Source organism: Umezawaea endophytica, from assembly GCF_025061645.1.
Classification (GTDB): Bacteria; Actinomycetota; Actinomycetes; order Mycobacteriales; family Pseudonocardiaceae; genus Umezawaea; species Umezawaea endophytica.
The window spans coordinates 345,462-371,942 of record NZ_JANYMP010000008.1 but is presented as its reverse complement, the minus strand read 5'-3'; the positions used below and the strand labels follow the sequence as shown (position 1 = coordinate 371,942).

Sequence of the window (26,481 nt, the reverse complement as noted above, 5' to 3'; positions counted from 1 at the left end):
CGCACCGGGGTCCCTGCGCCGACGTCGGCCCGACCCGCTGACCAGCGGACCGTCAGCCCGCCATCGCGGCGGACAGGGGCAGGCGGACCTCGAAGCGGCAGCCTGGGCCGTGGTTCTGGGCGTCGATGGTGCCCTTGTGGGCTTCCACGAGGCCGCGGGCGATGGCCAGGCCGAGGCCGCCGCCCACCGGGTGGCGGCTCGGGGTGCCGCGGAACGCCACCTCAAACACCCGTGGCAGGTCCGGTTCGGGGATGCCGCCGCACGCGTCGTCGACCTGGAGCCTGGCTTCCTGGCCGTCGACGTCCACGTGGATGGCGACCGTGCCGTCCGGCGGGGTGTGGCGGATGGCGTTGGAGAGCAGGTTGCGGACGACCCGTGCGAGTTCGGGGTCGCTGCCGAGGACCACCGGCCAGGTGGCGGCGCTGGCGGTGAGGTGGACGCCCTTGCGCTGGGCGACCGGGCCCGCGGCGGCGACGACCTCGCTGACGACGTCGGCCAGCGGGACGTCGGACAGGGTGAGGCGCAGGGCGCCCGCGGTGATGCGGGACAGTTCGAACAGGTCGTCGACCATCGCGGAGAGCTTGTCGGCCTCGGTGCTGATGCGGCCCGCGTAGTCGGAGACCTCGCGCGGTTGGGCGACGACGCCGTCGGCCAGTGCCTCGGCCATGGCGCGGATGCCCGCGAGCGGGGTGCGGAGGTCGTGGCTGATCCACGCGACCAGTTCGCGGCGGGACGCTTCGGCGGCGCGTTCGCGGGCCCTGGCCTCGTGCTCCCAGACGCTGCGGCGGGCGAGACTTCGGCCGAGCATGATCGCGATCGGGACCGTGACCACCGCGACCAGCAGGCTGATCAGCAGGATCGTGGTGATGATCGGCGTGAACATGAACTGGCTGACCGCGAGGACGCCGCCGATGGTGGCGAGGACCGGCACGGTCGCCAGCACGGACAGCGCGGTGGCCAGCGAGCCGTGGATGAGCCTGCGGAGCAGCAGCCACGCGCCGAACAGCGCCAGCGGCAGGGAGAACAGGACCGCGAACGGAGCGATGTGGGAGATCTCGACGAGCATCAGCGACCAGCCCCCGATCCGGGGTCGTAGCGGTAGCCGACGCCCCACACCGTGGCGATGCGCGTCGGGCGCGCGGAGTCGGTCTCGATCTTCTCGCGCAACCGTCGCACGTGGACGGTCACGGTGGACTGGTCGCCGAACTCCCAGCCCCACACGCGTTCCAGCAGTTCGGCGCGGTTGAACGCCCTGCCGGGGTTGGACATGAGGAACGTCAGGAGGTCGAACTCCCTGGTGGTCAACGACAGTTCGGCGCCGCCGAGGCGGGCCGTGCGGGCACCGAGGTCGACGCTGAGGCCGCCGTCCTCCAGCGTCCGGACGGGCGGAGGGGTCTGGACGGCGCGGGACCGGCGGAGCACGGACGTGACGCGCAGCGCCAGTTCGCGGGGGCTGAACGGCTTCGTCACGTAGTCGTCGGCGCCGAGTTGCAGGCCCGCGATCCGGTCCTCCTCCTCGCCGAGCGCCGTCAGCATCACGACGGGCACGGCGCTGCGCTGCCGCAGCCGCCTGCACACCTCCAGGCCGTCGATGCCGGGCAGCATGAGGTCGAGCACGACCAGGTCGGGCGGGTTCTCGGCGAACAGCCTGAGCGCCGTCTCGCCGTCGCCCGCGAGCTGGACCTGGTGGCCGTTCAGCTCCAGGTAGCGGCGCACCACGTCGCGGACGGTCATGTCGTCGTCCACGACGAGCACCCGACCGACCGTCGTGCCTTCGTTCGTCATCGCCTCACCAGTTCGTCAGCAGGAGGTGGTTGACCAGCAGCGCCGTGCCCGCCTGGACCGCCAGCCAGTGCTTACGGCGGCTCGCGGGCAGGAACGCGGTCGCGGCTGTCAGCCACACGGTGAACGGTAGCCATATCCGCTCCACTTCCGCTTTGCTCAGGCCTGACGCGTCGGCGAACAGGATCGCCGCGAGGGCCCCGCCGACCAACCAGAGCGCCGGTGAGCGCTTCGCCGACGCGAGTCCGGCGATCGGCGCGAGCCCCGCGGCCAGCAGCGCGGCGGCCAGGTTCGCCCACACCCAGTAGTAGTAGACCCGCTCGGCCGCGATGCCCTGGTAGTACCGCTCGACCACCAGGTGGTAGCCGTCGAGCCACCAGAACCCGGCGAGCGCGAACGCCGCCGCGACGGCCACGGCCGCCAGCGCCGCCAGCGCCAGCGCCCGCCACTGCCGCCAGGCCACGACCAGCGCGATCACCCCGACCAGCACCAGTCCGTAGGACAGGAAGATCCCCAGTCCCAGCAGCAGTCCCGCGAGCAGCGGCCTGCCGAGCGCGAGCAGCGCCACCCCGCACGCCGTCACGCCCGCGAACAGGCCGTCGGCCGACACCCCGATCCACACCGCGCCGGGGAACAGCACGGCGAACGGCAGCACCGCGCGGGCCGCCGCCTCGTCGTGCCCCCAGGCCTTCAGGGTCACCGGCACCGCGACCGCCGTCAAACCGCCGACCAGCACGCACAGCAGCGCGGCCCACGCCCCGCCGGACAGCCCGATCCGGTCGAGCCCGACGAACGCCAGCAGCGCCCCCGGCGGGTGCCCGGACACGTGCGTCGTCCACGAGTCCGGCTGGTAATCCAGGATTCGCGCGGTGAACCCGCGCAGCACCGCCCCGACGTCCGTGACGCCGGGGACCTCGTGCAGGTACTCGTCGGACGTCGTCAGCCTGCCCGCGAACCCGCGCTCCCAGCCGTCGACCAGCGCCAGCGAGACCGTCCACGCCACCGCGGTCAGGTAACCGAGCCCCAACGCCCGGCGCCACGGCAGCCGCGCGGCCAACTCCGGTCCCTTGGCGATGACGAGCACGGCGACCAGCAGCGCGAGCGGCGTGCCGACGCCGACGTGCGGCAGCCACTGGGCGAACAGCGGTGGGAAGCCTGCGAACGTCCGCCGCGCGCCGAGCAGCGCCCCGACGACAACGGCGAGGACCACCAGGAGAGAGGCCCCCAAGACCGCCCATCGGACACGTGACACGGGTTGGACCGTAGGGCAGTCCGGTGCCGCCCACCGGCGGGGGAGCCGATCCGTCAGACACCCGTAAGAACTCGTCACACGTCACGATTCGGTAAGCACGCCAAGGCTTTCGCGGTGCGGTGAACCGGCCCACCCTGTCCGCTGTGGACGAAATCGACGTGGTGCTCCCCTGCTTGGACGAAGCCGCGGCCCTGCCCGGCGTGCTGCGCGCGCTGCCTCCGGGCTTCCGCGCGCTGGTGGTCGACAACGGTTCCCGCGACGGCTCCCCTGAAGTGGCCGCCGAACTGGGCGCGCGGGTGGTGCACGAGCCGCGCAAGGGTTACGGCGCCGCCGCGCATACCGGTGTGGAACTGGCCCGGTCGGAGATCGTCTGCGTGCTCGACGCGGACGGCTCGCTCGACCCCCGACAACTCCCCGACCTGGTCGACCTGGTGCGCGCGGGCGCTCACCTCGCGGTCGGCAGGCGGGTCCCGACGACGAGCGGTAGCTGGCCGTGGCACGCGAGAGCGGGGAACGCGGTGCTCGCGGCCCTGCTGCGCGGGAAGGGCCTGCCGGTGCGGGACATCGCGCCGATGCGCGCGTTCCGCCGCCAGGACCTGCTGGACCTCGGCATCCAGGACCGCGCCTTCGGCTACCCGCTGGAACTGCTGCTGCGCGCTGGTGAGGCGGGGTGGCGCGTCGAGGAGCGCGACGTCACGTACGGGCCGCGCGCCGCGGGCACGAAGTCGAAGGTCTCCGGGTCGGTGCGCGGCACGGTGCGCGCCGTTCGCGACATGGCGGGGGTGCTCCGATGAGCGCCCGCGCCTCGATCCTGGTGGTGGCCAAGGCACCCGTGCCCGGACTGGCCAAGACCCGCCTCAGCCCGGCCGTCTCGCCGGAGCAGGCCGCGGACATCGCCGCCGCGTCCCTGCTGGACACGCTCGACGCCGTGCTCGCCACCCCGGACGTGGTGCCGGTCGTGGCGCTGACCGGGGACCTGACGCGGGCCAGGCGGTCGCGGGAGATCCGGTCCCTGCTCCGGCACGTGGTCCTGGTGCCGCAACGGGGATCCGACTTCGCGACCCGGCTGGTCAACGCCCACGCCGACGCGGCGTTCCTGAACGCGGGCCTGCCGGTGCTCCAGATCGGCATGGACACCCCGCAGGTCACCGCCGAACTGCTGGACGAGTGCGTCGGGTCCCTGCGGCACGTCGACGGCGCGTTGGGGATGGCGACCGACGGCGGCTGGTGGGCGCTCGGCCTGCGGGACGGCCACCGCGCGAGCGCGCTGCGGACGGTCCCCATGTCCCGCGACGACACCGGCGCGCTGACGGCCGTCGCGCTGAAGCGGGACGGCCTGCGGATCGGCCTGCTCCCCGAACTGTCCGATGTGGACGACATGGCGACCGCGTGGCAGGTGGCGGCCTCGCTGCCGGGCAGCCGGTTCGCCGACGCGCTGCTCGTGGGAGCCGTGCGATGACGGCGTTCGACGTGGGTCTGCGCGGCTCCCGGTGCTGGCTGGACCTCGGCGGCGGGAGGCGGGTCGACATGCCGATCAGCAGGTGGCACGAGGACGCCGACGCCGCGGACCGGGTGCTGGTGGACGCGTGCGCGGGACCGACCATCGACCTGGGCTGCGGTCCCGGCAGGCTGGTCGCCGCGCTGGTGGAGCGCGGGATCGTCGCGCTCGGCGTCGACCACTCGGAGGTCGCGGTCTCGCTGACCCGGTCGCGCGGCGTCCCGGCGCTGCTCCGCGACCTGTTCGCCCCGCTGCCCGGCGAGGGCCGCTGGTCGCACGTGCTGCTGGCCGACGGCAACATCGGCATCGGCGGCGACCCGACGGCGTTGCTGCGCCGGGTCGGGACGTTGTTGCACAGCAGGGGAACCGTGCTGCTGGAGGTCGACCCGCCGGGCTGCGGGTTGCGGCGGGAACGCGCCCGCGTCGGCGGCGAGGACTCCTGGGGCGCCTGGTTCGACTGGGCGTGGCTCGACCCGGAGGCGCTGGAGACCGCGGCGCACGACGCCGGGTTCCGGGTCCGCTGGCTGGTCGAGCGCGCGGGCCGCTGGTTCGCGGAACTGGAGCGGTCGTGAGGATTCCGGAGGAAGCCGACTTCGCCAGTCCGACGCACGGGCCGCGGGTCTCGGCGCGGATCGGGCTGTGGCTGGGGATCGCGTTCGGCCTGTGCTTCATCACCGGCCTGATCAGCCACGGCATCCAGCACCCGGCCGCGTGGTTCACCTGGCCGTCACGGCCGGTCAGCCTGTACCGGATCACCCAGGGCGTCCACGTCACGTCGGGTGTCGCCGCGATCCCGTTGCTGCTGGCCAAGCTGTGGAGCGTCTACCCGAAGCTGTTCGGCAGGCCGCTGGTCAAGTCCGTGCCGCACGCCCTGGAGCGCGGGTCGATCCTGGTGCTGATCGGCGCGTCGTTCTTCGAGCTGCTGACCGGCGTGTTCAACGTCGCCCAGAACTACCCGTGGGCGTTCTTCTTCCCCACCGCGCACTACGCGGTGGCCTGGATCGCCGTGGGCGCACTGCTGGTGCACATCGCGGTGAAGCTGCCGGTCATCCGCGAAGCCCTGACCCGCTCGGAGGAAGAGCCGCGGCCCACGACCGGCGCGCTGAGCCGTCGGGGTTTCCTGCTCACCACGGGTGTGGCGACGGGCGCGGCCGTGCTCGCGACCGTCGGCGGAACGGTGCCGTGGCTGCGGAACGTCTCGGTGTTCGCCTCGCGGTCCGCGACCGGCGTGCCGGTGAACCGCCGCGCCGAGGCGGCCCAGGTGTCCACTGTGGACGAATCCTGGCGGCTCACCGTCGGTGACGTCGAGTTCTCCCTGGCCGAGCTGCGGGCGATGCCGCAGACGACCGCCGACCTGCCGATCGCGTGCGTCGAGGGCTGGAGCGCGAGCGCGACCTGGACGGGTGTGCCGGTGAAGGACCTGCTGGAACGAGCGGGCGTGCCCGCGGGCAGCGACGTCCGGGTCGAGTCGCTGGAGCAGGGCGGCCTCTACCGGTCGAGCACGCTGCCCGGCACGCACACCGCGGACCCGCTGACGCTGCTGGCGCTGCGGATGAACGGCGAGGTGCTGACCCTGGACCACGGCTACCCGTGCCGGGTGATCGCCCCCAGCAGGCCCGGCGTGCTCCAGACCAAGTGGGTTTCACGACTGGAGGTGCGGTGATGCGCTGGGTGATCGGGGTTCTCGGTGTCGGGCTGCTCGGCTGGGGCGTCGTGGAGCTGGTGCCGGTGGTGTTCGACAGCCCGCTGTCGCTGGGCGGTTGGCTGCTGGGCGGGCCGGTGCTGCACGACGCGCTGCTCGCTCCGCTCGTGGCCGTCGGCGGCGTGGTGGTCTCCCGCGTGCTGCCGCCTCGATGGCGGGCGCCGGTCGGCGCGGGCCTCGTGGTCAGCGGGGTACTGGTGGTGCTGTCGATCCCCTACCTGTGGCGGACGTTCTCCGGTCCGGTCACGCCGGGCCTGCACGACCGTCCGTACCTGGCCGGGCTGCTGATCGCGCTCGCCGTCGTCTGGACCACCGTGGTGATCACCGGGTTGGTCAGACGCGAAAACACCCCAGCCACGCCGTGACAGGTGAGGGGGTCCTGTCTTGGCGTGGCCGAGGTGTTCAGGGTTCCTGTCGCCGAGAAGCTTCGCTCTCCCTGCGTCACCCGCTCCCGCGCCGGGAACCCGTCCCGGCGCGAGGGGCAATCGCGCCGGGAATCCTGGGGGCTACTTCGGTTCGACGACCTGGCTGCCGAGGGTGACCTCGACCGTCTTGTCCTCGCCGACCGTGAGCTGCACCTTGTCGTTGGGGGCCTTGGAACGGACGGCCGCGACCAGCGCGTCCGACGTGTCGATCTTGCGGCCGTCGAACTTGGTGATCACGTCACCGGCCTTCAGGCCCGCCTTCTCGGCCGCGCCGCCCGCGGTAACCTCGTTGACCACCGCACCGCCCTTGTCGCCGTCCTTGACCGAGACGCCGAGCACGGTCTGGGTCGACTTGCCGGTGTCGGTGATCTCCTTTGCCGTGCGCCGGGCCTGGTCGATCGGGATGGCGAAGCCGATGCCGACCGAACCGCCCTGCGACTGCGACGTCGAGTTCGGGCTGTAGATGGCGGAGTTGATGCCGACGACCTGGCCCTGCATGTTCACCAGCGGACCGCCCGAGTTGCCGGGGTTGATCGCCGCGTCGGTCTGGATCGCGTCCAGCACCGAAGCCTGCGAGCCCTGCTCGCCACCCGCCCGGACCGGCCGGTTCAGCGAGCTGACGATGCCGGACGTGACGGTGCCCTGGAGGTCGAACGGCGACCCGACGGCCACCACCTGCTGGCCGACCTTCAGGCCACCCGAGTTGCCCAGCTCCGCCGTCGGCAGGCCGGTCACGTTCGCCGCCTTCACCACCGCGAGGTCGGACGACGGGTCGCGGCCGACGATGGTGGCGGTCGTGGTCTTGCCGTCCTGGAAGACGATCTGGATCTGACCGCCCGCAGCCGCGCTCTCGACCACGTGGTTGTTGGTCAGGACGTAGCCGTCCGAGCTGATCACGATGCCGGAGCCCTCACCGCCGGAGAGCTGGAGCTTCACCACGGAGGGCAGCACCTTCTCGGCGACGCTCTCGATGGACCCGGCGGGCGCGTTGCTGCTCTGCTGGACGGGCCTCGGCGCGGTGAGCGCGTTCGTGACGGGCTGCGCGTCCACGGCCGCCTGGTAGCCGATGTAGCCGCCGATGCCGCCGGACAGCGCGCCGACGGCGAGCACCGCCGCGGCCACCCCCGCCACGACCCGGCCGCGACCGGCCTTGCGCTGCTGCTGGGGCGGGATCGGGTACGACACACCCGGCTGGGCGTAGAACGGACCGGTTTGCGGCGGCGGAGTGCCGGGGAGGCCGAACTGGGGCGATCCCGGCTGGCCGACCTGGGCGGGTTCCGGTGCGGCGGTTCCCTGGGTAGAAGTCCCCGGCTGGCCAGACGCCCCCTGCAAAGCGCCTGGCTGGCCGGGGTCCGGCTGTCCAGCACCCTGCTGCTGGAAACCGGGGTGGGCGGGACCGGGAACGGGCTGCCACTCCTGCTGAGGGGTCGCAGGAGCGTTGGCGGCCCACGGGCTGGGCTGCTCGCTCGGCACGGCAGTGGGAGTCTGCTGCGGCGTCTGCGGCGCCTCGGGCTGAGGCTTGTCCTCAGCGGCACCGTGGTTGCTCTCGGTCATGCCCATAACTCTGCGGTGCCCGCCTGAGAGGAGCCTTAAACGGACCTGGGCATCACGTGTGAGTGTTGTTTCAGGCTGAAGAGCCCCGCAACCGCTCAGCGATCTGCTCCGGCGTCACGTCGTTGATCCACACACCCATGCCGGACTCGGACCCCGCCAGGTACTTCAGCTTGTCCTTCGTGCGGAGCACGGAGAACACCTCCAGGTGCAGCCAGGAGAGGTCGCGGCCGGTCCGCACGGGTGCCTGGTGCCAGGCCGCGATGTAGGGCAGCGGCCGGTCGTACAGCGCGTCCATCAGGTGCAGCACGCGCAGGTAGAGGTGCGCGAAGTCGTCGCGTTCGGCGTCGGTCAGCGCGGGCAGGTCCGGCACCTGGCGGTGCGGCACCACGTGGACCTCGACGGGCCAGCGAGCCGCGGCGGGCACGAACGCCGTCCAGTGCTCGCCCTCGGCGACGATCCGGGTCCCCGCCGCGCGCTCGGCGGCCAGCACGTCACCCATCACGTGCGTGCCGTGCTCGGCGAAGTACTCGCCCGCGACGCTCAGCATCCGCTCGGTCTTGGGCGTGACGAAGGGGTACCCGTAGATCTGGCCGTGCGGGTGGTGCAGCGTCACGCCGATCTCTTCGCCGCGGTTCTCGAACGGGAACACCTGCGCCACACCGGGGATCTCGGCGAACGCCTCGGTCCGGTCGGCCCACACGTCGACCACGGTCCGCACCCGGTGCGGGGTCAGCTCGCCGAACGACGTGTTGTGGTCGGAGGTGAAGCAGACGACCTCGCAACGGCCGCGGCCCGCGGCGCGGTGCACCATCGACATGCCGTCCACAGTGGACTGCACGTCGGGGACGTCCTCGGCGAACGACGGGAAGCGGTTCTCGAAGACCGCCACGTCGTAGCTCGACTCGGGGATCTCCGTCGGCTTGCCCGGCGACGTCGGGCACAGCGGGCACAGGTCGGCCGGTGGCTTGTAGGTGCGGGTCTGGCGGTGCGCCGCCATCGCCACCCACTCGCCGGTCAGGGGGTCGCGGCGGACCTCCGAGTGCGGCTGCGACTCCGGCAGGTCCCTCGTGTCCACCGCCGTGCGCGGAGGCGCGTCCGGGGTGTCGTCGAAGTAGATGATCTCCCGACCATCAGCCAGTTTCGCCGCGGTCCGCCGCAACGCTTCCTTCACGCGAGTTCCTCTCCCCTTCCGGGCACGTGCGAGAGCACGAGTTCCCCGACCTGCTCCGCGAGGATCGCCTTGGCGTCGTCCGCCAGACCCTCGTCGGTCACCAGCACATCCGCTTCGTCGAGGTCGGCGATGGTGGAGATGCCGACCGTGCCCCACTTGGTGTGGTCGGCGACGACCACCACGCGACCGGCCGCGTCGACCAGCGCGCGGTCCGTCTCGCTCTCGTTCAGGTTGGGCGTGGTGAACCCGGACCGCTCGGCCATGCCGTGCACGCCGAGGAACACCACGTCCAGGTGCAGCGACCGCAGCGCCTGCACGGCGACCGGCCCGACGAGCGCGTCCGACGGCGTCCGCACGCCACCGGTCAGCACGACCGTGCGGTCGGTCCGCCCGCCCTGCTGGAGCACGTCCGCGACCCGGATCGAGTTCGTCACGACGGTCAGGTCCGGGATGTCCTCCAGGAACCGCGCGAGCGTCCACGTCGTCGTGCCCGCGGACAGCCCGATGGCGGTGCCGGGGCGGACCAGCGCGGCGGCCTGCCGGGCGATGGCCTCCTTCTCCGGGAGCTGCCGCACCGACTTCGCCTCGAAGCCCGGTTCGTCCGTGCTGCGCCCGACCACGGACGTCGCGCCGCCATAGACCTTCTCTATGACTCCGCGCGCCGCCAGCACGTCCAGGTCCCGGCGGATGGTCATGTCCGAGACGCCGAGGCGCACCACCAGGTCGCTCACGCGGACCGCCCCGGTGCGGCGGATCTCCTCGAGGATCACCGCTTGTCGTTGCCGAGCCAGCACTTCACACCATCTCCCTCAGCACAGCGACCGCTCCGGCTGGAACCACCAGCAGGCCGTCGACTCGGGAGCCGGACAGCAGTTCGACACCGGACGCGGGCAGTGCGACGTCCTCCGCAGCGTGGTTGATCGCAACCAGCCACGATACGGGTTCGCCGTTGCGAGTACCCCTTCGCCGAACGATCTCCAATCCGGGTGCGGGTGTTACGCCCGCGCGCTCCAGCGCCGCGTCGACGACCCGTCGCAGACCGTCATCGACCAGGCCGCAGGCGACGTACCAGGCGGTTCCCGCGCCGTGCTGGTGGCGGGTGACCGCTGGGACGCCGGGCAGCGGGCCGTCGACGTACGACGACACCACCTCCGCACCCCTGACGTGCAGCGACTCGGTCCACACGGCCGCCTCGCCGCCGTCGTCCAGCCGCACGCGTTCGTTCTCGCGCAACGGGAAGAACTCCTCGGTCCACACGCCGAGCAGGTCGCGGAACGCGCCGGGGTAGCCGCCGAGCCGCACGTGGCCGCGCTCGTCGGCGACACCGGACAGGTACGTGACCAGCACGTGCCCGCCGCCGTCGACGTAGTCGGCGATCCGCGCGGCGTCGGCGTCGGTCACCGAGTACAGCGCGGGCACGACGACCAGCCGGTACGACGAGAGGTCGGCGGACGGCGGCACGAAGTCGACCGTGACACCGGCGTCCCAGAACTGCCGGTAGAGCCCGAACACGGTCTCCTGGTAGGAGAAGTCCTCGGTGGGGTGCGCCTGCTGGCCGGAGAGCCAGCGGGACTGCCAGTCGTAGACGACCGCCACGGAAGCGTCCACAGTGGACCCGACGAGTTCGGCGAGCTTCCCGTACTCGGCCCCGACCTCGCAGACCTCGCGGTACACCTTGGTCTCGGTGCCCGCGTGCGGGACCATCGCGGAGTGGTAGCGCTCGGCGCCCGCCCGCGACTGCCGCCACTGGAAGAACAGCGTGCCGTCGGCGCCGCGCGCGGTGTGCGCGAACGAGTGCCGCCGCAGCTCACCGGGCTGCTTGGCGATGTTGCGCGGCTGCCAGTTCACCGCGGACGTGGAGTGCTCCATCAGCAGCCACGGCCGCCCGCCCGCCAGGCCGCGGGTCAGGTCGGCGGCCATCGCCAGCTCGACGTGCCGGTCGTCGCTCTCGGACCGGGTGTAGTGGTCGTTGGAGACGAAGTCGACCTCGCGCGCCCACGCCCAGTAGTCCAGCGCGTCGAAGGTCCAGCCCACCATGAAGTTCGTGGTGATCGGCACGTCCGGGGTGCGTTCGCGCAGCGCGTCGCGCTCAGCCTTGTACAGCTCCAGCAGCGCGTCCGAGCAGAACCGGTCGAAGTCCAGCAGGTGCCCCGGATTGGCGAACGTCGGCGTCACGCGCGGCGGCAGGACCTGGTCCCACGCCGAGTAGCGCTGGCTCCAGAACGCCGTCGCCCAGGCCTCGTTGAGCGTGTCCAGGTCGCCGTGGCGGTGCCGCAGCCAGGTGCGGAACGCCTCGGCGCAGCGGTCGCAGTAGCAGCGGGCGACGTGGCAGCCGTACTCGTTGCCGACGTGCCACGCGGCCAGCGCGGGGTGGTCGCGGTACCGCTCGGCGAGCGCGGTCGCGAGCGCGACGGCCTTCTCGCGGTACACCGGCGAGCTGGGGCAGTACTCCTGGCGCGACCCGTGGGTGAAGCGGACACCGTCCTCGCGCACCGGGAGCACGTCGGGGTAGGCCGTGGTCAGCCACGGTGGCGGCGAGGCCGTCGCCGTCGCCAGGTCGACCCGCACACCGCCCTCGTGCAGCAGGTCGAGCACCCGGTCCAGCCAGCCGAACTCGTACTCGCCCTCGGAGGTTTCCAGCAGCGCCCAGGAGAAGATCCCGACGCTGACCATGGTCACGCCCGCACGGCGCATGAGCTCGACGTCCTCGGCCCACACGTCTTCGGGCCACTGCTCGGGGTTGTAGTCGGCGCCCCAAGCCAAGCCGGCCATACCCGTGGGCCAAGTGGTCATAGCCGCAAGGGTGGCTGAAACATACCCACAACGTCAACACACTCCAACAAGATCCTCCGTTCGGGTCTGTTGGAACTTCGGCGAGGCCCCGACCTTGAGCTTCGCTCATTTTTACAACGTTGTACCAGGTAGTCGCCTTGTTTTTACAACGTTGTACTGGGTTAACGGCTTCGTAACGGGGCTTGACACCCCGTGTGTTGGACGCAACATTATGCGCAACTTTGTTTGACTCAGTGTTCAGTTGGTTTGGTCGAGTGTCCTCAGGAGCAACGATGGTCCGGTACACGCCCAGTTCCCAGTCCATGCACCCCCTTCTCGGCCGCAGGGCCGTGCTCCGAGGACTGCTCATGACCGCGGGCATCGCCGCGGTGCCGGGTCTGGCCGCCTGCGGCGGTGGCGACTCGGGCTCGTCGAACGGCACGGTCACCTTCGGCAACAACCAGTCCGACGAGGTGCCGAAGGCCGCGATCACCGCGGCGCTCAAGGGTTTCGACACCGACGCCCTGAAGATCTCGATCAACACCAAGCAGCACGAGCAGTACCAGGAGCAGATCAACAACTACCTCCAGGGCAAGCCAGACGACGTGCTCGCCTGGTTCGCCGGCTACCGGATGCGCTTCTTCTCGGAGAAGGGCCTCACCGGGGACCTCACCGACCTGTGGGGCGGGCTCGGCGACAACTACGCGTCCTCGCTCAAGGAGGCGTCGACCGCCAAGGACGGCAAGCAGTACTTCGTGCCGTTCACCCAGTACCCGTGGGGCGTCTTCTACCTGAAGAGCGTGTGGACGCAACGCGGCTACGAGGTCCCGAAGACCCTCGACCAGTTCGTCGCGCTCTCCACGAAGATGAAGGCCGACGGCCTCACCCCGATCGCCTTCGCGCAGAAGCAGGGCTGGCCGGGCATGGGCACGTTCGACCAGTTGAACTTCCGCACCAACGGCTACCAGTTCCACGTCGACCTCATGGCGGGCAAGGAGGACTGGCAGGGCGCCAAGGTGCGCGCGGTGTTCGACACCTGGAAGCGCCTGCTGCCGTTCCACCAGGAGAACGCGCTCGGCCGCGAGTGGCAGGAAGCCGCGCAGAGCGTCCAGCAGGGCAAGTCCGGCATGTACCTGCTCGGCTCGTTCGTCGGCCAGCAGTTCAAGGGCCAGGAGGACGACCTCGACTTCTTCCCGTTCCCGGAGATCAACCCCGAGTTCGGCCAGGACACGGTCGAGGCGCCGATCGACGGCTACATGATGGCCAAGAACCCGAAGAACCCCGAGGGCGCGAAGAAGCTCCTGGAGTACCTGGCGAAGCCCGAGACGCAGTTGGAGTACCTCAAGTCCGACCCGTCGTCGATCGCCACCAGCTCCAAGGCCGACACCTCCGGTTACACGGCGCTCCAGAAGAAGGCCGTCGAGGTCATCAAGAACGCCAAGCACATCACCCAGTTCCTCGACCGCGACACCGACCCGCGCTTCGCGAGCGACGCGGCGACCAACGGCCTGAACGCCTTCATCCAGAACCCGGACGACATCGACACCGTGCTCAAGGGCATGGCCGACCAGGCCAAGACGATCTTCACGGGGTGACGAGTTGACCGCGTTGAGCGAGAAGACCGCCCACGGGGCGCCGGATTCCCCGGCGCCCCGTGGGCGGGCCCGCCGCAAGAAGGCGACCGCGCTGGGCGGCGGCGACAAACTGGTGCTCGGCCTGATGCTGGGCATCCCGACCCTGATCCACCTGCTGCTGGTGTGGGTGCCGACGCTCGGGTCGGTGGCGCTGTCGTTCGGTTCGTGGGACGGCATCGGCGGCTTCGAGGACATCAAGTGGGTCGGGTTCCAGAACTACGTCGACATCTTCACCAGTTACCCCAGGTTCTGGCCCGCGTTCCGGCACAACGTGATCTGGCTGGTCTTCCTGATGGTCCTGCCGACGGTGGCGGGCCTGTTCCTCGCGGTGCTCCTGGACCGCAAGCTGCGGTTCGGCCGGATCTACCAGAGCGCGCTGTACCTGCCGATGGTGCTCTCGCTCGCGCTGGTCGGCTTCATCTGGCAGTTGATCTACCAGCCGGAGCAGGGGCTGCTGAACAGCATCCTCGGCACCACCGAGAACAACCCGACCAACTGGCTGGGCGACCCGGACATCAACCTGTACGCGGTGCTGGTCGCGGCGGCGTGGCGGCACACCGGCTACATCATGCTGCTGTACTTGGCCGGCCTGAAGTCCGTCGACCCGGCGCTGAAGGAAGCGGCGTCCCTCGACGGCGCCAACGCCTTCCAGACGTTCACCAGGGTGACGTTCCCGGTGCTCAAGCCGGTCAACATCGTCGTCTTCGTCGTGACCGTCATCGAATCGCTGCGCGCGTTCGACATCGTCTACATCATCAACAAGGGCCGCAACGGCCTGGAACTGCTGTCGGTACTGGTCACCGACAACATCATCGGCGAGTCGAGCCGCATCGGCTGGGGCTCGGCGCTCGCGGTGATCCTGCTGCTCATCTCGCTGAGCGTGATCATCACGTACCTGTACCAGGAGTTCAGCAAGGAGAACCGGGCGTGACCACCTCAGTGAAGGCCCGCAAGGCACCCCTCCGACCCGGCCGGGTCGTGCTGCACGTCTTCCTGGTGCTGACGTGCCTGATGACCCTGGCTCCCCTGCTGTGGGCCGTGTACGCGTCACTCCGCACCTACGACGACACCGCCCGCAACGGCTACTTCTCACTGCCGGAAAGCCTCACGCTGGACAACTTCAGCAACGCGTGGACCACCGGCGACCTACCGCACTACTACCTCAACACCTTCCTCATCACCCTCCCCGCAGTACTACTGACGCTCCTGTTCAGCTCCATGGTCGCCTTCGGCGTCTCCCGCTTCAGCTTCAAGTTCAACCTGGGCCTGCTCATGCTCTTCACCGCAGGCAACCTCCTGCCACAACAGGTGATCGTCACCCCCCTGTGGCGCCTGTACAGGTTGATCGAGGTACCGGAGTGGATCAGCGAGAGCGGCACCCTGATCGACAGCCAACTGGGCGTGGTAATGATCCACATCGCCTTCCAGATCGGCTTCTGCACCTTCGTACTGAGCAACTACATGAAGACCATCCCCCACGAACTGACCGAAGCAGCACGGGTAGACGGCGCCAGCGTCTTCCGCCAGTACTGGCAGGTAATCCTCCCACTGTGCAGACCAGCACTAGCAGCCTTGGCAACACTGGAATTCACCTGGATCTACAACGACTTCCTCTGGGCCCTGGTCCTGATCCAGACCGGCGAAAAAATGCCCATCACCTCAGCCCTGCAAAACCTGCGCGGCTCTTTCTTCACCGACAACAACCTAGTAGCAGCAGGCTCCCTACTAGTAGCACTACCAACACTAGTAGTCTTCTTCGCCCTACAACGCCAATTCGTCAGCGGCCTAACCCTAGGCTCCACAAAAGGCTAGGCCCCACACAGGACCAACACCCGCCCCACACTTCAGCCCCCAGCAAGAAGCACCCCACGCAACGCCGCCTACGCAACCGTGGCCGATTTTACTTGGGGGATTTGCCCCTTAAACTTGCGTCGGACGGCAGCTTCACCTCTGCCCTTTATTGTCCGACGAAGGGGCAAATCTAGGGGCCCCAAGTCAAATCGGCCACCCCACCAACAGCACCCCGGCACCCAACCCGCCCCCCACCCAACCCACCGGCCCCCTCAAGGCCTCCCAGGCAACCGAATCCCAAACAAAGCCCCACCCTCCACAGCCCGCCCCACATAAGCCATCCCCCCATGCCTCTCAGCAGCCTGCTTCACAATCGCCAACCCCAACCCCGACCCAGGCAAAGTCCGAGCCTCCGACGACCGATAAAACCGCTCAAAAACATGCGGCAGATCAGCGTCCCCGATCCCAGGCCCGGAATCCGCCACCTCCACCACCGCACTCCCATCCCCGATCTGCCGAAGCTCCAACCGCACCACCCCATCATCCGGCGAAAACTTCACCGCGTTGTCGAGCAGGTTCAACACCGCCCGCTCCAACGAACTCGAATCCCCCAGCAACGACCAAGACTGCAACCGAACGTCGAACGTCACGTGCGTAACGGCCCGCCTCCGAGCCCGATCCAACGCCCGCTCGACCACTTCAACCAGGTCCACCGGCTCCTGCACCACCTGTGGAGCATCCTCACGGGCCAACTCCACCAGATCCCCGATCAACGTGGTCAGCTCGTCCAACTGAGCTCGCACGTCATCGTTGATCTCAGCCTTGTCCACATCGGACAACGTCGGTGAATCCGGCCGCTCGGAAGCCAACAACAGCTCCAGGTTCGTCCGCATCGACGTCAACGGCGTACGCAGCTCGTGCCCCGCGTCGGCCACTAACCGCCGTTGTCTCTCCTGGGACTCCGCCACAGCCCCCAGCATCGCGTTGAACCGCTGCGTGAGCCGCGCCAGCTCGTCGTCCCCGGTGACCGGGATCGGCCGCAGGTCCCCGGTCATGGCCACCCGCTCGGTGGCCTCCGACAGCCGCTGCACCGGCCTCAACCCGGTCCGCGCCACGGCGGTCCCGGCCAACGCCGCCACCAGCACGCCCAACCCGCTGATCACGAACAGCACCACGTTGAGCTTCCCCAACGTCGCCCGCAGCGGTTTCATCGACTGCGCGATCACCATCGCCTGGCCGTCGTCGCTGTACGGCTTCGAGATCACCCGGAACCCGGTCCGGTCGTCCGTCCAGATGTTCTCCCCCAGCTCCCCCTTGGCGACCTTCAGGTCGTTGCCGTTGGTGGGCGGAGGAGTCGCGCCCTTCGCGTAGTAGATCTGCCCCGACTCGTCCAGCAGCCCGATCCGGATGTCCCCGGCCACCAGGAACGCGCCGGGGAACGACTGGAGGTCCTGCCCGCCCTGCACCGAAGGCGTCTGGATGGCGTCGGTGACCCGCTGCCGCAACGTCTCGTCGAGCTGGGTGTACAGGTTCTGGCTCACGGTCATGTACGCGCCGAGCGACACCACCGCCACCACACCCGCGACGCAGAACGCCGCGAGCAGGGTCACGCGGGCGCGCAGCGAGACCCGCTGGAACCGCCCGGTGGTGGCCGGGCCGTCCGACGGCGCGGAGGTGATGATCACGGAGGCGTCTCCCGCAGCACGTAGCCGACGCCACGCACCGTGTGCAGCAACCTGGATTCACCCTCCAGCTCGGTCTTGCGCCGCAGGTAGCCGACGTAGACCTCGAGCGCGTTCCCGGACGTCGGGAAGTCGTAGCCCCACACGTCCTCCAGGATGCGACCGCGGGTCAGCACCTGCTTCGGGTGGGCGAGGAACAGCTCCAGCAGGGCGAACTCGGTGCGCGTCAGGCTGATCGCCCGCTCGCCGCGCCGCACGTCGCGGGTGCCGGGGTCCAGTTCGAGGTCGGAGAACTTCAGCGTGGCGCGCGCCCGGTCCGCGTCGTCCTGCTCGTTCGACGACCGCCGCAGCAGTGCCCGGAGCCTGGCGAGCAGCTCCTCCAGCGCGAACGGCTTCGGCAGGTAGTCGTCGGCTCCGGCGTCCAGCCCGGACACCCGGTCGGACACCGCGTCGCGCGCCGTGAGGACGAGGATGGGCAGGTCGTCACCGGTGCTCCGCAGCCTGCGGCACACCTCCAGCCCGTCGAGCCTGGGCATCATGACGTCCAGGACCATCGCGTCCGGACGCGCTGTCGTCACCGATTCCAGCGCTTGCTGGCCGTCGCCGGCAGTGTCCACCTGGTAGCCGTTGAATTGCAGTGAGCGGCGAAGCGACTCACGCACGGCCCGGTCGTCGTCGACAACAAGGATGCGCATGGGGGTAAGTGTTGCCCCTCGTCCTGAGAGGCGCCTGAGAGGGAGCCCAACAATCCGTGTGAACTACGCGTCAAGTCCGTGGGCCAGCGGGGCGTTCCACTTCCGCCAGAGCGCCAGCAGCCTCACGACCACGACCAGCGCCGATCCGGCCAGGGCGACCGGTTCCTCCGGGAGGCCGAGCACGCTGCCGCCCGCGACGACAAGACCACCCAGCAGTGCGGCCACGGCGTAGATCTCGCGCCGCAGCACCAGCGGGATCTCGCGCAGCAGCACGTCGCGCAGGGCACCGCCGCCGATGCCCGTGGTCATGCCGATCAGGCACGCCGTGTACGGCGGGGCGCCCAGCGCGAGCGCGGTCGACGTGCCGCCGGTGACGAACAGGCCGAGCCCGATCGCGTCCAGCAGCAGCACGGCCCGGCGGAGCTTCGCGACCTGCGGGTGGAACCAGAACACCAGCAGCCCCGTCACGGCCGGGACCAGCAGGTACGGCCACTTCGTGAGGCTGCTCGGCGGGTGCACGCCGAGCAGCACGTCCCGGATCACGCCGCCGCCCAACGCGGTCGTCAGCGCCAGCACGATCACGCCGAACACGTCCAGCCGGGTCCGGACCGCGGCGAGCGCGCCGGACGCCGCGAACACGGCGATGCCGACCAGTTCCAGGACGATGAGCACCACGAGGGGTCAGGGTAGGTGCGCTAGAAGAAGTCGGCGAGGCGCGGGTTTCCGGGTGCCGCGACGAGCTGGTCCAGCAGCGGGGCCTCGCCGGACAGGAGCCCGGCGCGGCGCAGCGCGGCGGTGCCCTGCGCGCCGGAGAACCACGGTCCGAGCGCCCTGGCGTGGACCTGGACCGCCCCGCTGCCACCGGGTTCGACCCGCACCCCGCCGTCGTCCACGACGAGCCGTTGCCTGCCCGCGTGCCACGGCGCGTGCTCGTCGACCACGTCCAGGTCGACCGCGCCCGCCTTCAGCCCGGCCGCGGCGGGCCAGCCGCGCGCGGCGACGGCGGCAGGCAGGTCGACGACCCGCAGGAACCACAGGCTCACCGACATCTCGATCCGCATGGCCTGCGCCGTGAGCAGCCCGGTGAACGCGGGGTCGACCACGCGCACGTCGACGGTGTCCAGCACGCCGCTCCACGACGTGAGTTCGGCCAGCAGGGTGAGCTGCGCGTCCAGGTCGGCGGCGACGAGGTCGTGGACCTTCAGGCCGTCGCGTTCGCGGTCGGCGGTCAGGTAGCCGCGCAGCACGCCGTCCGCGTCGTGCACGAGCGTCGCGACGTCCAGGTCGAGCAGCTTCTCGGGCTGGAACGTCGGCGCGTGCCGGTCGAGCAGGCCGTCCACGGTGGCCGCCAGGTCCGTGTAGCAGGCGTGGACGTCCGCCAGGTCGGCCCTCGTGGCGCGCCGGGTCGCCAGCCGGTGCGGCGCCCTGGGCGACATGAGCAGCCGGTCCATCGGGAAGACGAGCCGTTCGAGCACGCCGGAGCGCTCCCAGCCGCGACCGCGGTAGAGGGAGGGCACGGTCGGGTACAGCGCGGACAGCGACTGGCCCTGCTCGCGCATCGTGCGCAGCGCCGTGTCGAGCAGCGCCGACGCGACGCCCCGGCCGCGGGCGTGCGGATCGACCACGACGCCGCCGATGCCGCCCGTGGGAACCGCGCGGCCACCGAAGAACTGGGCGAAGTCGTTGATCAGCAGCGACCCGAGCGGCTCTCCGCCGTCGTGGGCGAGCAGGCCGAGCCTGCCGGGCGTGACCAGCTTCTCCGGCGGCGGCTGCGCGCTCGCGAAGGCCAGCTTGCGCATCCGCAGCACGGTGTCGCGGTCGTCCTCGGTGTACTCCCGGATGTCCACGTGCCCATGCCTACCAGGCGAAGAACCCGCGCCCGGTCTTCCGCCCCAGCTCGCCGCGGTCGACCTTGTCGCGCAGCAGCGCGGGCGGCTCGAACCGCGGCCCCAGTTCGGCGGCCAGGTGCTTGGCGATGGCCAGCCGCACGTCGAGGCCGACGAGGTCGGTCAGCTTCAACGGCCCCATCGGCCAGCCGTAGCCGAGGCGCATGCCGGTGTCGATGTCCTCCGCGCTGGCCACGCCCTCCTCCAGCATCCGGATGGCCTCCATGCCGACCGCGACGCCCAGCCTCGACGTGGCGAACCCCGGCGAGTCGCGCACCTCGATGACGGTCTTGCCCAGCGCCTCGGCCCACGCGCGGACCCGCACGACCACGTCCGGGCCCACGCCGTCGTGGTGGACGAGCTCGACCAGTTCCTGCACCGGCACGGGGTTGAAGAAGTGCATCCCGATCAGGCGTTCGCCGGGCAGGCCGTCGGCCAGCGCGGAGATCGAGAGCGAGGACGTGTTGGACGCCAGCACAGCGGTCGGGCAAACGCTTGCGACCTGCGTGAGCACCCGCCGTTTGAGGTCGGCGTCCTCCGGGACGGCCTCGACGACCAGTTCCGCCGCGCTCGGCAGGTCGGCCAGGTCCTCCACCACCGTCAACCCGGCCAGCAGCGCGTCCGGGGTGCCGGTCAGCTTGCCGCGCTCGGCGGCCTTGGCGAGCGATCTCGTCACGGCCAGGCGGGCGGCTTCGGCGCGGTCCGCACCGGCTTCCGCGAGCACGACGTCGTGCCCGCCCGCGAGGAGGAGGTGCGCGATGCCCGCGCCCATCGTGCCGCCACCGACCACCCCGGCGATCATTCGGCGACCACCTCGGCCGTGAACATGGCCACGAGTTCGAGCCCGCCGATCTCGGACAGGTTCGCCCCGGCCGCGTGCCACTCGGGTGACTGGAACGCCGCGCTCAGGACCTCCTGCGACTCGAAGTACATCTCCGCGATGACGTGCAGGTCCGTGTCGCCGAGGAAGCCGGGGACCAGGACGCGATCGACCTTGGCCACCTCGGCGCGCAGCAGACCAGGGGTTTTCCGCACGATCGGGAGGTGCGTGGCGAAGTACTTCTCGTCGAAGTCCGCCTGGTCGGCGGGCTTCCGGTAGAGCGCGATGTACTTGATCATGTGACACTTCCTGTCGCTGATTGCTTCGGACTGTAACAGCGGATTCCGGTCCGCTTGTTGCCAGAACGGGAGTCTCCCCCAAGATGAAGGGGTGAGGATCATCCTGCTGCGCCACGGCCAGAGCCTCGGGAACGTGGACGAGTCGGCCTACTGCCGAGTACCCGACCACTCCCTGCCCCTCACCACACTGGGCGAACAGCAGGCGCGCGCCGCGGGTCCGGTGGTGCGCGAGCTGATCGGCGCCGGGCCCGTCGCCGTGTACGTCAGCCCGTACCTGCGGACGCGGAAGACGTTGGCCGGACTGGAACTCGGGGACCTCGTCGAGCGGGTGATCGCGGAGCCGCGGTTGCGGGAGCAGGACTGGGGCAACCTCCAGGACCCGGTGCAGCAGGAGGTCCTCAAGCACCAGCGGCACGCGTTCGGCCACTTTTTCTTCAGGCTGCCCAACGGGGAGTCGGGCGCGGACGTGGACGACCGGCTGGCGGCGTACCTGGGCGAGCTGGAACTGCACATGCTCAAGGACGCCGAGCACCCGCGGACCGTGCTGGTGGTGTCGCACGGCCTGACGATCCGCCTGCTGTGCCGCCGGTTGTTCTCGTGGAGCGTGGAGCTGTTCGAGTCCCTGTCCAACCTGGACACCTGCGGCCACCGGGTGCTGGAGCACGACGGGACGGGGTGGCGGATGGACCGGCCGTTCGAGCAGTGGCGGGAGTCGCCGGACGGCGAGACGCAGGTCCAGGCGGGGCCACGCGGGTAGTTTCCGCCGAAACGCCGACGCGGTCGGTGGACCGTGGGTTTCACTGGCGGCCGTGGGTCGATCACTGGGGTTCAGGGCGTGGCACGGGGTCGTGACGGTGGCGGTGGCCGCCGCGGTGGGCGTGGTGATCAACCTGGTCACCGACGGGTTCACCTGGACCATGGCCGCCGTCGTCGTCGGGCTCGTGGCCGCCCAGGCCGCCCTGTCGCTGTGGCAGGGCCGCCAAGACCAGCACGACCGGCGGGCCGCGCGCGACGAACTGCTGGGCCCGCTGCGGCCCGAGGTGCCCGACGGCGCGCCCGGTCTGGTGTTCCGGCTGACCTCCCCGTACAGCCCCACCCGGCTGTGGGGGCGCGGCGCCGACCGGGACCGGCTGGTGGCCTGGTGCACCGGCGGCGCGGCGGGCGCGGCGCGGGTGATCACCGGTCCCGCCGGGGTCGGCAAGAGCCGCTTGGCGCTCGCGGTGGCCGAAGCCCTGCCCGAAGGGTGGGTGGCCGGACGGCTGCTCGCGGTGGGCTCGCTCGTGGAGCGGATCGCGGCGGCGGGCGAGCCGACGCTGGTGGTCGTGGACGACGCCGACCGCGTGGCAGGCCTCGACGTGCTGCTCACGCAGGCCGTCCGCCACCCCGACCTGGTGCGGCTGGTGTTGCTGACGCGCGACCTGAAGGACCTGCGCCCCGTGCCGGACGTGGTGCTGCCCCACCTGGTCGAGGTGCCGCTGACCCCGATCGGCGAACCGTCGGACCGCGAACGCTGGTTCGCCGAAGCCGTCCGCGCCTACGCGAAGACCCTGGGCGTTCCGTCCCCGGACCTGCCCGCCCGGCCGGTGGGCGACGACGGGGACACCCTGCTCCTCCTGCACGCCAGGGCGCTGCTCGCCGCGCTGGGCCGGTCCGGCAGCCGGAGCTGGTCGCTGCGGGAACTGGCCACCGAGCTGGTCACCCTCGAACAGCGCACCTGGGACCTGCCTGGCCACGACACCGAAGTGCTGGCCGAAGCGATCACCGTGCTGGCGCTGACACCAACGGGGACACCGGCGGAGGCGCTGCGCCACGTGCCGCAGCTCGCCCACGACAGCTCCCACGAGTCACGGGCGGTGGTGGCCCGCTGGGCCCAGCGCCACCGCGAACTACCGCACCTGGTCGGTGAGCGGCTCCTCGTGGACACCCTGACCCGAACCCCGGAACTGTTCCACGACCAGGCCGCGGTCTCCCCGCTCGCCCACGCGTACGACACCTTCCCCGACGCACTCGACCCGCTGCTCACCGCCGTGACGAACGCACCGGACCTGACCCCGGTCAGGCTCGCGGAACTCTTCGCCACCGGCGTCACCGGCCGCGACCTGGACCACGGCCTGGCCGCCCGCGTGTCGGCGAACACCAAGACCCTCCCCGACCTGGCGGCGCTCGTGGTCCCCCAGTCCTTCCCTCACCTGGGTTGCGCGGTGGGCAGCCTCGCCGTCGCCTCCCTCCGCCTCGTGCCCGGTGGTCGCCACGCGCTCGCCGCCGCGCTGGACGACCTCGGTGACCGGTTGCACGCCGTGGGCCGCTTCCCCGAAGCCCTCGGAGCCCACCAGGAGGCCGTGGTGATCCTGCGCGACCTGTCCGCCGATCCACCGGACCTGGCCGCCGCGCTGACCCGCCTCGGCAGGAGCGCCCAGCAACTCGGCGACTTCGACCTCCCCCTCGCCGCGCTGCAGGAGGTCGTCGCGATCCGACGGGCTGCGGGCGGCGGGGAACTCGTCTTCGCACTGGGCAACCTGGCGGTCGCGCTGGAGGACCTCGGGCGGCTCGACGAAGCGCTGGCCGCGTCGAGCGAGGCCGTGGCCATCGGCAGGCGCCTGCCCGACATCGACGACCACCGGTTCGCCATCGCGTTGGAGAACCACGGCACGTGCCTGCTCCGCACCGGGCACGTCCGGGAGGGGATCGCGGTGACCGAGGAGGCCGTGGAGACCTTCCGAGGTCCCGGCGGGGACCCCCTGCACCTGGCCACCGCGTCGAAGAACCTCGGCAACGGCCTCTGGCAGCTCGGCAGGTTCCCGGAAGCGCTGGCCGCGACCGCGGAGGCCACGTCGATCCTCACCGGCTTGGCGGCTGCGGAACCCGACCGCTACGACGCGGCCCTCGCAGGCGCGCTGCTCAACCACTCCGGTGTCCTGCGGGACCTGGGCCGCTTCCAGGAGGCGCACGCCGCGAGCCTCGCGGCGGTGGGTGCCGAGCGCCGCTCGGGCGACCGCCGGACGGGCCTGGCCACGGCCCTGGGGTCGCACGGCACGAGCCTGCTCCAGCTCGGTCGGGTCGGGGAAGCGCTCGCCGTGTTCGAGGAGGCCGTGCCCCTGTGGCGGGCACTGGCCGCCTCGCACCGGCCGCTCCGGGGCGATCTCGCCAGTCTCCTGGTCAACGTGGCCATCGCCTCCTGGATGGCGAACCGCCACCAGGAGGCGCTCGACACGATCACCGAGGCCGCGGACACCTTCCGAACCCTGGCGGACACCGAGCCCGCACGCCACGGTCCCGTCCTCGCCCAGGCGTTGACCAACCTCGGCGGGATGCTCCGGGAATCCGGCAGGGTCGCCGAGGCCGAACAGGTCCACCGCGAGTGCGTGGCGGTCTGGAAGTCCTGCGTCGACCGCGAACCGGGCCGGTACGAGCCGTCCTTCGCGGCCGCACAGGCCCGGCTGCGCGAGCTGACCGGCTAGCTCAACAGTCCCCGCTGGTACGCCGCCACCAGCCGCCTCGGCACCCGGAGCTTCCGGCCGTCCAGCGCCGTGACCTCCACGAGGTCCGGCACCACGGCCTTCCAGCGCGCCCGCCGGTGCCGGGTGTTGGAGCGGGACGTCTTCCTCTTCGGGACCGCCATTACTTCTGCCGCTTTCCGTAGCGCTGGTTGAACTTCTCGATCCGGCCCGCCGTGTCGATCAGGCGCTGGGTGCCGGTCCAGAACGGGTGCGAGTCGGAGGTGATGTCGACGGTCAGCAGCGGGTAGGTGCGACCGTCCTCCCACTCGACCGTCCTGTCCGACGTGGCCGTCGAGCGGGTCAGGAACTGCTTCCCCGTCGAGCTGTCCCGGAAGACGACCGGGTGGTAGTCGGGGTGGATACCAGGTTTCACGACACTTCCCTCGTGTTGTGGGCGAACGGGTCCAGGGCGAACTCCGCTCCTCCCGCCAGTTCTTCGTCGGTGGCCAGCGCGGCCCGCAGGGTCGACTCGATCTCCGCCGTCGACGCCTCGTGCACGATGACCACCAGTTCCTGCGACCGGTCGCCGTAGCGCGGGTCCCAGTCGAGCGAGGCCTTGACCTGCCGTTCGGGGTCGACGTCGGACCAGTCGTCCTCCGCCGCGAGCCAGTTGCCCGCGTCGCCGATGCGGAGCCCACCGCCCGCGGACTCCACCCACAGGGCCATGTCCGGCTGCGTGGCGACCCACACCCGGCCGCGCGTGCGCACCACGCCTTCGAGCAGGACGTCCAGCGCCTCGTGCAGCCGTTCCGGGTGGAAGGGCCTGCGGTCGGCGAAGTGGACCGTGGCGACGGGCCCGTCCGGCTCCAGCGGCAAACCGCGCAACAGCGGCCCGAAGGCGTCGTAGGGGCGGTTCTCCGGCGCGGCCAGCAGCGCGCGGACGTCCAATGAGGACAGTTCCTGCCGCGGCACGCCCGGTGCCACGCGGTCGAGCACCGCGGCGGTGCGGACGTCACCCGGTTCACCCATGAGGACCAGCGCGTCGGCGAACTCCGCGTGGCCCACGACCACCTGGGCGATCGTCCGCTCGTCGCCGTCGGCGGCTCCCAGTCCGCGCTCGGCCAGGCTCATCTCGCCGGTCGCGTCGGCCAGCCACGTCTCGCGGTCGAGCACCGCGACGACCGACCGCACGTGCACCGCGTCGGCGGGCAGCGCGACTCGGACGGCCTCGGGCTCCAGCGCGGGGTCGAGGTGCAGGACGACCGTTCGGCCCGCCAACGACAGCAGCAGCGGCACGAGGTCCTCGCGCAGGGTGCAGGAGACGCAGCCGTGCGCGAGGTCCAGCACGGTGAGGTGGCCGTCGACCCAGCGGCTGACGACGCCCTCGGCGACGCGGCTCAGGTCGTGGCGCACGAGGACCGAGCCCTCCAGTGCGCGCCAGACCTCCTCGGCCACCGGGTGCTCCGCGACTCCGGCCACCATGACGACAACGGTTTTCATGTGGGTTACTGTAGATGGAAATGGATGTCATTTCAAAGGAGGTCGCGTGTCGTCACGCCACTGCCAGTTGACGGGCCGCAAACCGGGGTTCGGCAAGCAGGTCTCGCACTCCAACCGGCGCACCTCGCGGCGCTGGCTGCCGAACACCCAGCGCCGCCGGTACTGGCTGCCGTCCGAGAACCGCCACGTCGTGCTGACCCTGTCCGTCAAGGGGATCAGGACGGTCGACAAGCGCGGCGTCGAAGCCGTCGTCGCGTCGTTGCGCGCCAACGGGGAGAAGGTCTGATGGCGCACCGGGGCGAACTGCCCGGTGTCAGCGGGTCGAGCTGGTGAGCGCCGTGAAGAAGGAACGTCGTGCGGCGCCCAAGAAGCGCGTGAACGTGCTGAAGCGCGAAGGCGTGACCCAGGTCGACTGGAAGGACACGACGCTGCTGCGGAAGTTCGTGTCCGACCGGGGCAAGATCCGTTCACGGCGGGTCACCGGGTTGACGCCGCAGGAGCAGCGGCAGGTCGCCGCGGCGATCAAGAACGCCCGCGAGATGGCACTGCTCCCCTACCCGTCCCAGGGGAAGTAGCACCCC

Annotated in this window: 28 protein-coding genes; 12 read left to right on the top strand and 16 right to left on the bottom strand. The window is 70.7% G+C overall.

Features of this window, described 5'->3' with window-relative positions; genetic code table 11:
* Window positions 1-52: 52 nt before the first annotated feature.
* The 3 genes from NZH93_RS19790 to NZH93_RS19780 are packed head-to-tail and all read right to left on the bottom strand — an operon-like array spanning window position 53 to window position 3,034.
* Window positions 53-1,066 carry a sensor histidine kinase gene (locus NZH93_RS19790; protein ID WP_259624592.1) on the bottom strand — a complete coding sequence of 338 codons (1,014 nt, stop codon included), beginning with the start codon at window positions 1,064-1,066 and terminating at the stop codon, window positions 53-55.
* Window positions 1,066-1,785, bottom strand: a complete 720-nt coding sequence (locus NZH93_RS19785; protein WP_259624591.1) for a response regulator transcription factor — start codon at window positions 1,783-1,785, stop codon at window positions 1,066-1,068. The genes NZH93_RS19790 and NZH93_RS19785 overlap by 1 nt, the downstream gene beginning before the upstream one ends.
* A gap of 4 nt (window positions 1,786-1,789) precedes the next feature.
* Window positions 1,790-3,034, bottom strand: coding sequence for a hypothetical protein (locus NZH93_RS19780; RefSeq protein WP_372506705.1), 1,245 nt, complete (start codon window positions 3,032-3,034; stop codon window positions 1,790-1,792).
* A gap of 152 nt (window positions 3,035-3,186) precedes the next feature.
* Here NZH93_RS19780 and NZH93_RS19775 point away from each other — a divergent pair, with 152 nt between their 5' ends.
* From NZH93_RS19775 to NZH93_RS19755, 5 genes are read left to right on the top strand one after another with little or no spacing between them, the layout of a single operon-like run.
* Window positions 3,187-3,828, top strand: a complete 642-nt coding sequence (locus tag NZH93_RS19775) for a glycosyltransferase family 2 protein (RefSeq protein ID WP_259624615.1) — start codon at window positions 3,187-3,189, stop codon at window positions 3,826-3,828.
* Window positions 3,825-4,493: a TIGR04282 family arsenosugar biosynthesis glycosyltransferase gene (locus tag NZH93_RS19770; RefSeq protein WP_259624590.1), complete on the top strand. Its 669-nt coding sequence runs from the start codon at window positions 3,825-3,827 to the stop codon at window positions 4,491-4,493. The genes NZH93_RS19775 and NZH93_RS19770 overlap by 4 nt, the downstream gene beginning before the upstream one ends.
* Window positions 4,490-5,104 carry a methyltransferase domain-containing protein gene (locus tag NZH93_RS19765; RefSeq protein WP_259624589.1) on the top strand — a complete coding sequence of 205 codons (615 nt, stop codon included), beginning with the start codon at window positions 4,490-4,492 and terminating at the stop codon, window positions 5,102-5,104. Before NZH93_RS19770 ends, NZH93_RS19765 begins: the two co-directional genes overlap by 4 nt.
* On the top strand, window positions 5,101-6,195 hold the full coding sequence (locus NZH93_RS19760; protein WP_259624588.1) for a molybdopterin-dependent oxidoreductase: 1,095 nt from the start codon (window positions 5,101-5,103) through the stop codon (window positions 6,193-6,195). Before NZH93_RS19765 ends, NZH93_RS19760 begins: the two co-directional genes overlap by 4 nt.
* Window positions 6,195-6,599: a hypothetical protein gene (locus tag NZH93_RS19755; protein ID WP_259624587.1), complete on the top strand. Its 405-nt coding sequence runs from the start codon at window positions 6,195-6,197 to the stop codon at window positions 6,597-6,599. Before NZH93_RS19760 ends, NZH93_RS19755 begins: the two co-directional genes overlap by 1 nt.
* A 141-nt stretch (window positions 6,600-6,740) precedes the next feature.
* Here the strand turns inward: NZH93_RS19755 and NZH93_RS19750 are convergent, their stop codons facing one another.
* The 4 genes from NZH93_RS19750 to NZH93_RS19735 form a co-directional block, all read right to left on the bottom strand.
* Window positions 6,741-8,213 (bottom strand): S1C family serine protease, encoded by a 1,473-nt coding sequence (locus NZH93_RS19750; protein WP_259624586.1) that lies wholly within the window; start codon window positions 8,211-8,213, stop codon window positions 6,741-6,743.
* 70 nt (window positions 8,214-8,283) lie between these two features.
* Window positions 8,284-9,372 (bottom strand): galactose-1-phosphate uridylyltransferase, encoded by a 1,089-nt coding sequence (gene galT / locus NZH93_RS19745; protein WP_259624614.1) that lies wholly within the window; start codon window positions 9,370-9,372, stop codon window positions 8,284-8,286.
* An 8-nt stretch (window positions 9,373-9,380) separates the two neighbouring features.
* Window positions 9,381-10,178 carry a DeoR/GlpR family DNA-binding transcription regulator gene (locus tag NZH93_RS19740; RefSeq protein ID WP_259624585.1) on the bottom strand — a complete coding sequence of 266 codons (798 nt, stop codon included), beginning with the start codon at window positions 10,176-10,178 and terminating at the stop codon, window positions 9,381-9,383.
* Window position 10,179: 1 nt separating this feature from the next.
* Window positions 10,180-12,177 (bottom strand): beta-galactosidase, encoded by a 1,998-nt coding sequence (locus NZH93_RS19735; RefSeq protein WP_259624584.1) that lies wholly within the window; start codon window positions 12,175-12,177, stop codon window positions 10,180-10,182.
* 272 nt (window positions 12,178-12,449) lie between these two features.
* On the opposite strand from NZH93_RS19735, the gene NZH93_RS19730 reads away from it, so the two are divergent.
* Genes NZH93_RS19730 through NZH93_RS19720 form a run of 3 tightly spaced genes read left to right on the top strand, consistent with a single transcriptional unit; the run spans window position 12,450 to window position 15,602 of the window.
* Entirely contained in the window at window positions 12,450-13,751 is a 1,302-nt protein-coding gene (locus NZH93_RS19730; RefSeq protein WP_259624583.1) for an ABC transporter substrate-binding protein, read from the top strand.
* 4 nt (window positions 13,752-13,755) lie between these two features.
* Window positions 13,756-14,721 carry a carbohydrate ABC transporter permease gene (locus tag NZH93_RS19725; RefSeq protein WP_259624582.1) on the top strand — a complete coding sequence of 322 codons (966 nt, stop codon included), beginning with the start codon at window positions 13,756-13,758 and terminating at the stop codon, window positions 14,719-14,721.
* Complete coding sequence (locus NZH93_RS19720; protein WP_259624581.1) at window positions 14,718-15,602, top strand: carbohydrate ABC transporter permease; 885 nt, start codon at window positions 14,718-14,720, stop codon at window positions 15,600-15,602. Before NZH93_RS19725 ends, NZH93_RS19720 begins: the two co-directional genes overlap by 4 nt.
* Before the next feature lie 251 nt (window positions 15,603-15,853).
* Here the strand turns inward: NZH93_RS19720 and NZH93_RS19715 are convergent, their stop codons facing one another.
* From NZH93_RS19715 to NZH93_RS19690, 6 genes are all read right to left on the bottom strand, one after another.
* Window positions 15,854-17,260: an ATP-binding protein gene (locus NZH93_RS19715; protein WP_372506709.1), complete on the bottom strand. Its 1,407-nt coding sequence runs from the start codon at window positions 17,258-17,260 to the stop codon at window positions 15,854-15,856.
* 2 nt (window positions 17,261-17,262) lie between these two features.
* Entirely contained in the window at window positions 17,263-17,958 is a 696-nt protein-coding gene (locus NZH93_RS19710; RefSeq protein ID WP_259624579.1) for a response regulator transcription factor, read from the bottom strand.
* Between the two features lie 63 nt (window positions 17,959-18,021).
* Window positions 18,022-18,633 carry a trimeric intracellular cation channel family protein gene (locus NZH93_RS19705; protein WP_259624578.1) on the bottom strand — a complete coding sequence of 204 codons (612 nt, stop codon included), beginning with the start codon at window positions 18,631-18,633 and terminating at the stop codon, window positions 18,022-18,024.
* 20 nt (window positions 18,634-18,653) lie between these two features.
* Window positions 18,654-19,805, bottom strand: coding sequence for a GNAT family N-acetyltransferase (locus NZH93_RS50725; protein WP_259624577.1), 1,152 nt, complete (start codon window positions 19,803-19,805; stop codon window positions 18,654-18,656).
* Between the two features lie 10 nt (window positions 19,806-19,815).
* Window positions 19,816-20,646, bottom strand: coding sequence for a 3-hydroxyacyl-CoA dehydrogenase family protein (locus NZH93_RS19695; RefSeq protein ID WP_259624576.1), 831 nt, complete (start codon window positions 20,644-20,646; stop codon window positions 19,816-19,818).
* Window positions 20,643-20,963 (bottom strand): EthD family reductase, encoded by a 321-nt coding sequence (locus NZH93_RS19690; RefSeq protein ID WP_259624575.1) that lies wholly within the window; start codon window positions 20,961-20,963, stop codon window positions 20,643-20,645. Before NZH93_RS19690 ends, NZH93_RS19695 begins: the two co-directional genes overlap by 4 nt.
* Before the next feature lie 91 nt (window positions 20,964-21,054).
* Between NZH93_RS19690 and NZH93_RS19685 the strand changes: the two genes are divergently transcribed.
* Window positions 21,055-21,720, top strand: a complete 666-nt coding sequence (locus NZH93_RS19685) for a histidine phosphatase family protein (RefSeq protein ID WP_259624574.1) — start codon at window positions 21,055-21,057, stop codon at window positions 21,718-21,720.
* 52 nt (window positions 21,721-21,772) lie between these two features.
* Complete coding sequence (locus NZH93_RS19680; protein WP_259624573.1) at window positions 21,773-24,421, top strand: tetratricopeptide repeat protein; 2,649 nt, start codon at window positions 21,773-21,775, stop codon at window positions 24,419-24,421.
* On the opposite strand, the gene rpmF is transcribed toward NZH93_RS19680, so the two are convergent.
* Genes rpmF through NZH93_RS19665 form a run of 3 tightly spaced genes read right to left on the bottom strand, consistent with a single transcriptional unit; the run spans window position 24,418 to window position 25,900 of the window.
* Window positions 24,418-24,582: a 50S ribosomal protein L32 gene (rpmF, locus tag NZH93_RS19675; protein WP_259624572.1), complete on the bottom strand. Its 165-nt coding sequence runs from the start codon at window positions 24,580-24,582 to the stop codon at window positions 24,418-24,420. The two genes, NZH93_RS19680 and rpmF, sit on opposite strands and share 4 nt — an antisense overlap.
* Window positions 24,582-24,833 carry a type B 50S ribosomal protein L31 gene (locus tag NZH93_RS19670; protein ID WP_259624571.1) on the bottom strand — a complete coding sequence of 84 codons (252 nt, stop codon included), beginning with the start codon at window positions 24,831-24,833 and terminating at the stop codon, window positions 24,582-24,584. The genes rpmF and NZH93_RS19670 overlap by 1 nt, the downstream gene beginning before the upstream one ends.
* Window positions 24,830-25,900 (bottom strand): CobW family GTP-binding protein, encoded by a 1,071-nt coding sequence (locus NZH93_RS19665; protein WP_259624570.1) that lies wholly within the window; start codon window positions 25,898-25,900, stop codon window positions 24,830-24,832. Before NZH93_RS19665 ends, NZH93_RS19670 begins: the two co-directional genes overlap by 4 nt.
* 46 nt (window positions 25,901-25,946) lie before the next feature.
* On the opposite strand from NZH93_RS19665, the gene rpmB reads away from it, so the two are divergent.
* Window positions 25,947-26,186: a 50S ribosomal protein L28 gene (rpmB, locus tag NZH93_RS19660; RefSeq protein WP_259624569.1), complete on the top strand. Its 240-nt coding sequence runs from the start codon at window positions 25,947-25,949 to the stop codon at window positions 26,184-26,186.
* Between the two features lie 52 nt (window positions 26,187-26,238).
* Window positions 26,239-26,475 carry a 30S ribosomal protein S18 gene (gene rpsR / locus NZH93_RS19655; RefSeq protein WP_259624568.1) on the top strand — a complete coding sequence of 79 codons (237 nt, stop codon included), beginning with the start codon at window positions 26,239-26,241 and terminating at the stop codon, window positions 26,473-26,475.
* The last annotated feature ends 6 nt before the right edge of the window (window positions 26,476-26,481 follow it).

Coding starts and splice junctions, on each gene's coding strand:
- NZH93_RS19765 (WP_259624589.1), top strand. CDS start 4,490: ATGACGGCGTTCGACGTGGGTCTGCGCGGCTCCCGGTGCTGGCTGGAC.
- NZH93_RS19665 (WP_259624570.1), bottom strand. CDS start 25,900: ATGAAAACCGTTGTCGTCATGGTGGCCGGAGTCGCGGAGCACCCGGTG.
- NZH93_RS19730 (WP_259624583.1), top strand. CDS start 12,450: ATGGTCCGGTACACGCCCAGTTCCCAGTCCATGCACCCCCTTCTCGGC.
- NZH93_RS19785 (WP_259624591.1), bottom strand. CDS start 1,785: ATGACGAACGAAGGCACGACGGTCGGTCGGGTGCTCGTCGTGGACGAC.
- NZH93_RS19735 (WP_259624584.1), bottom strand. CDS start 12,177: ATGACCACTTGGCCCACGGGTATGGCCGGCTTGGCTTGGGGCGCCGAC.
- NZH93_RS19750 (WP_259624586.1), bottom strand. CDS start 8,213: ATGACCGAGAGCAACCACGGTGCCGCTGAGGACAAGCCTCAGCCCGAG.
- rpmF (WP_259624572.1), bottom strand. CDS start 24,582: ATGGCGGTCCCGAAGAGGAAGACGTCCCGCTCCAACACCCGGCACCGG.
- NZH93_RS19710 (WP_259624579.1), bottom strand. CDS start 17,958: ATGCGCATCCTTGTTGTCGACGACGACCGGGCCGTGCGTGAGTCGCTT.
- NZH93_RS19695 (WP_259624576.1), bottom strand. CDS start 20,646: ATGATCGCCGGGGTGGTCGGTGGCGGCACGATGGGCGCGGGCATCGCG.
- NZH93_RS19790 (WP_259624592.1), bottom strand. CDS start 1,066: ATGCTCGTCGAGATCTCCCACATCGCTCCGTTCGCGGTCCTGTTCTCC.
- NZH93_RS19770 (WP_259624590.1), top strand. CDS start 3,825: ATGAGCGCCCGCGCCTCGATCCTGGTGGTGGCCAAGGCACCCGTGCCC.
- NZH93_RS19690 (WP_259624575.1), bottom strand. CDS start 20,963: ATGATCAAGTACATCGCGCTCTACCGGAAGCCCGCCGACCAGGCGGAC.
- NZH93_RS19755 (WP_259624587.1), top strand. CDS start 6,195: ATGCGCTGGGTGATCGGGGTTCTCGGTGTCGGGCTGCTCGGCTGGGGC.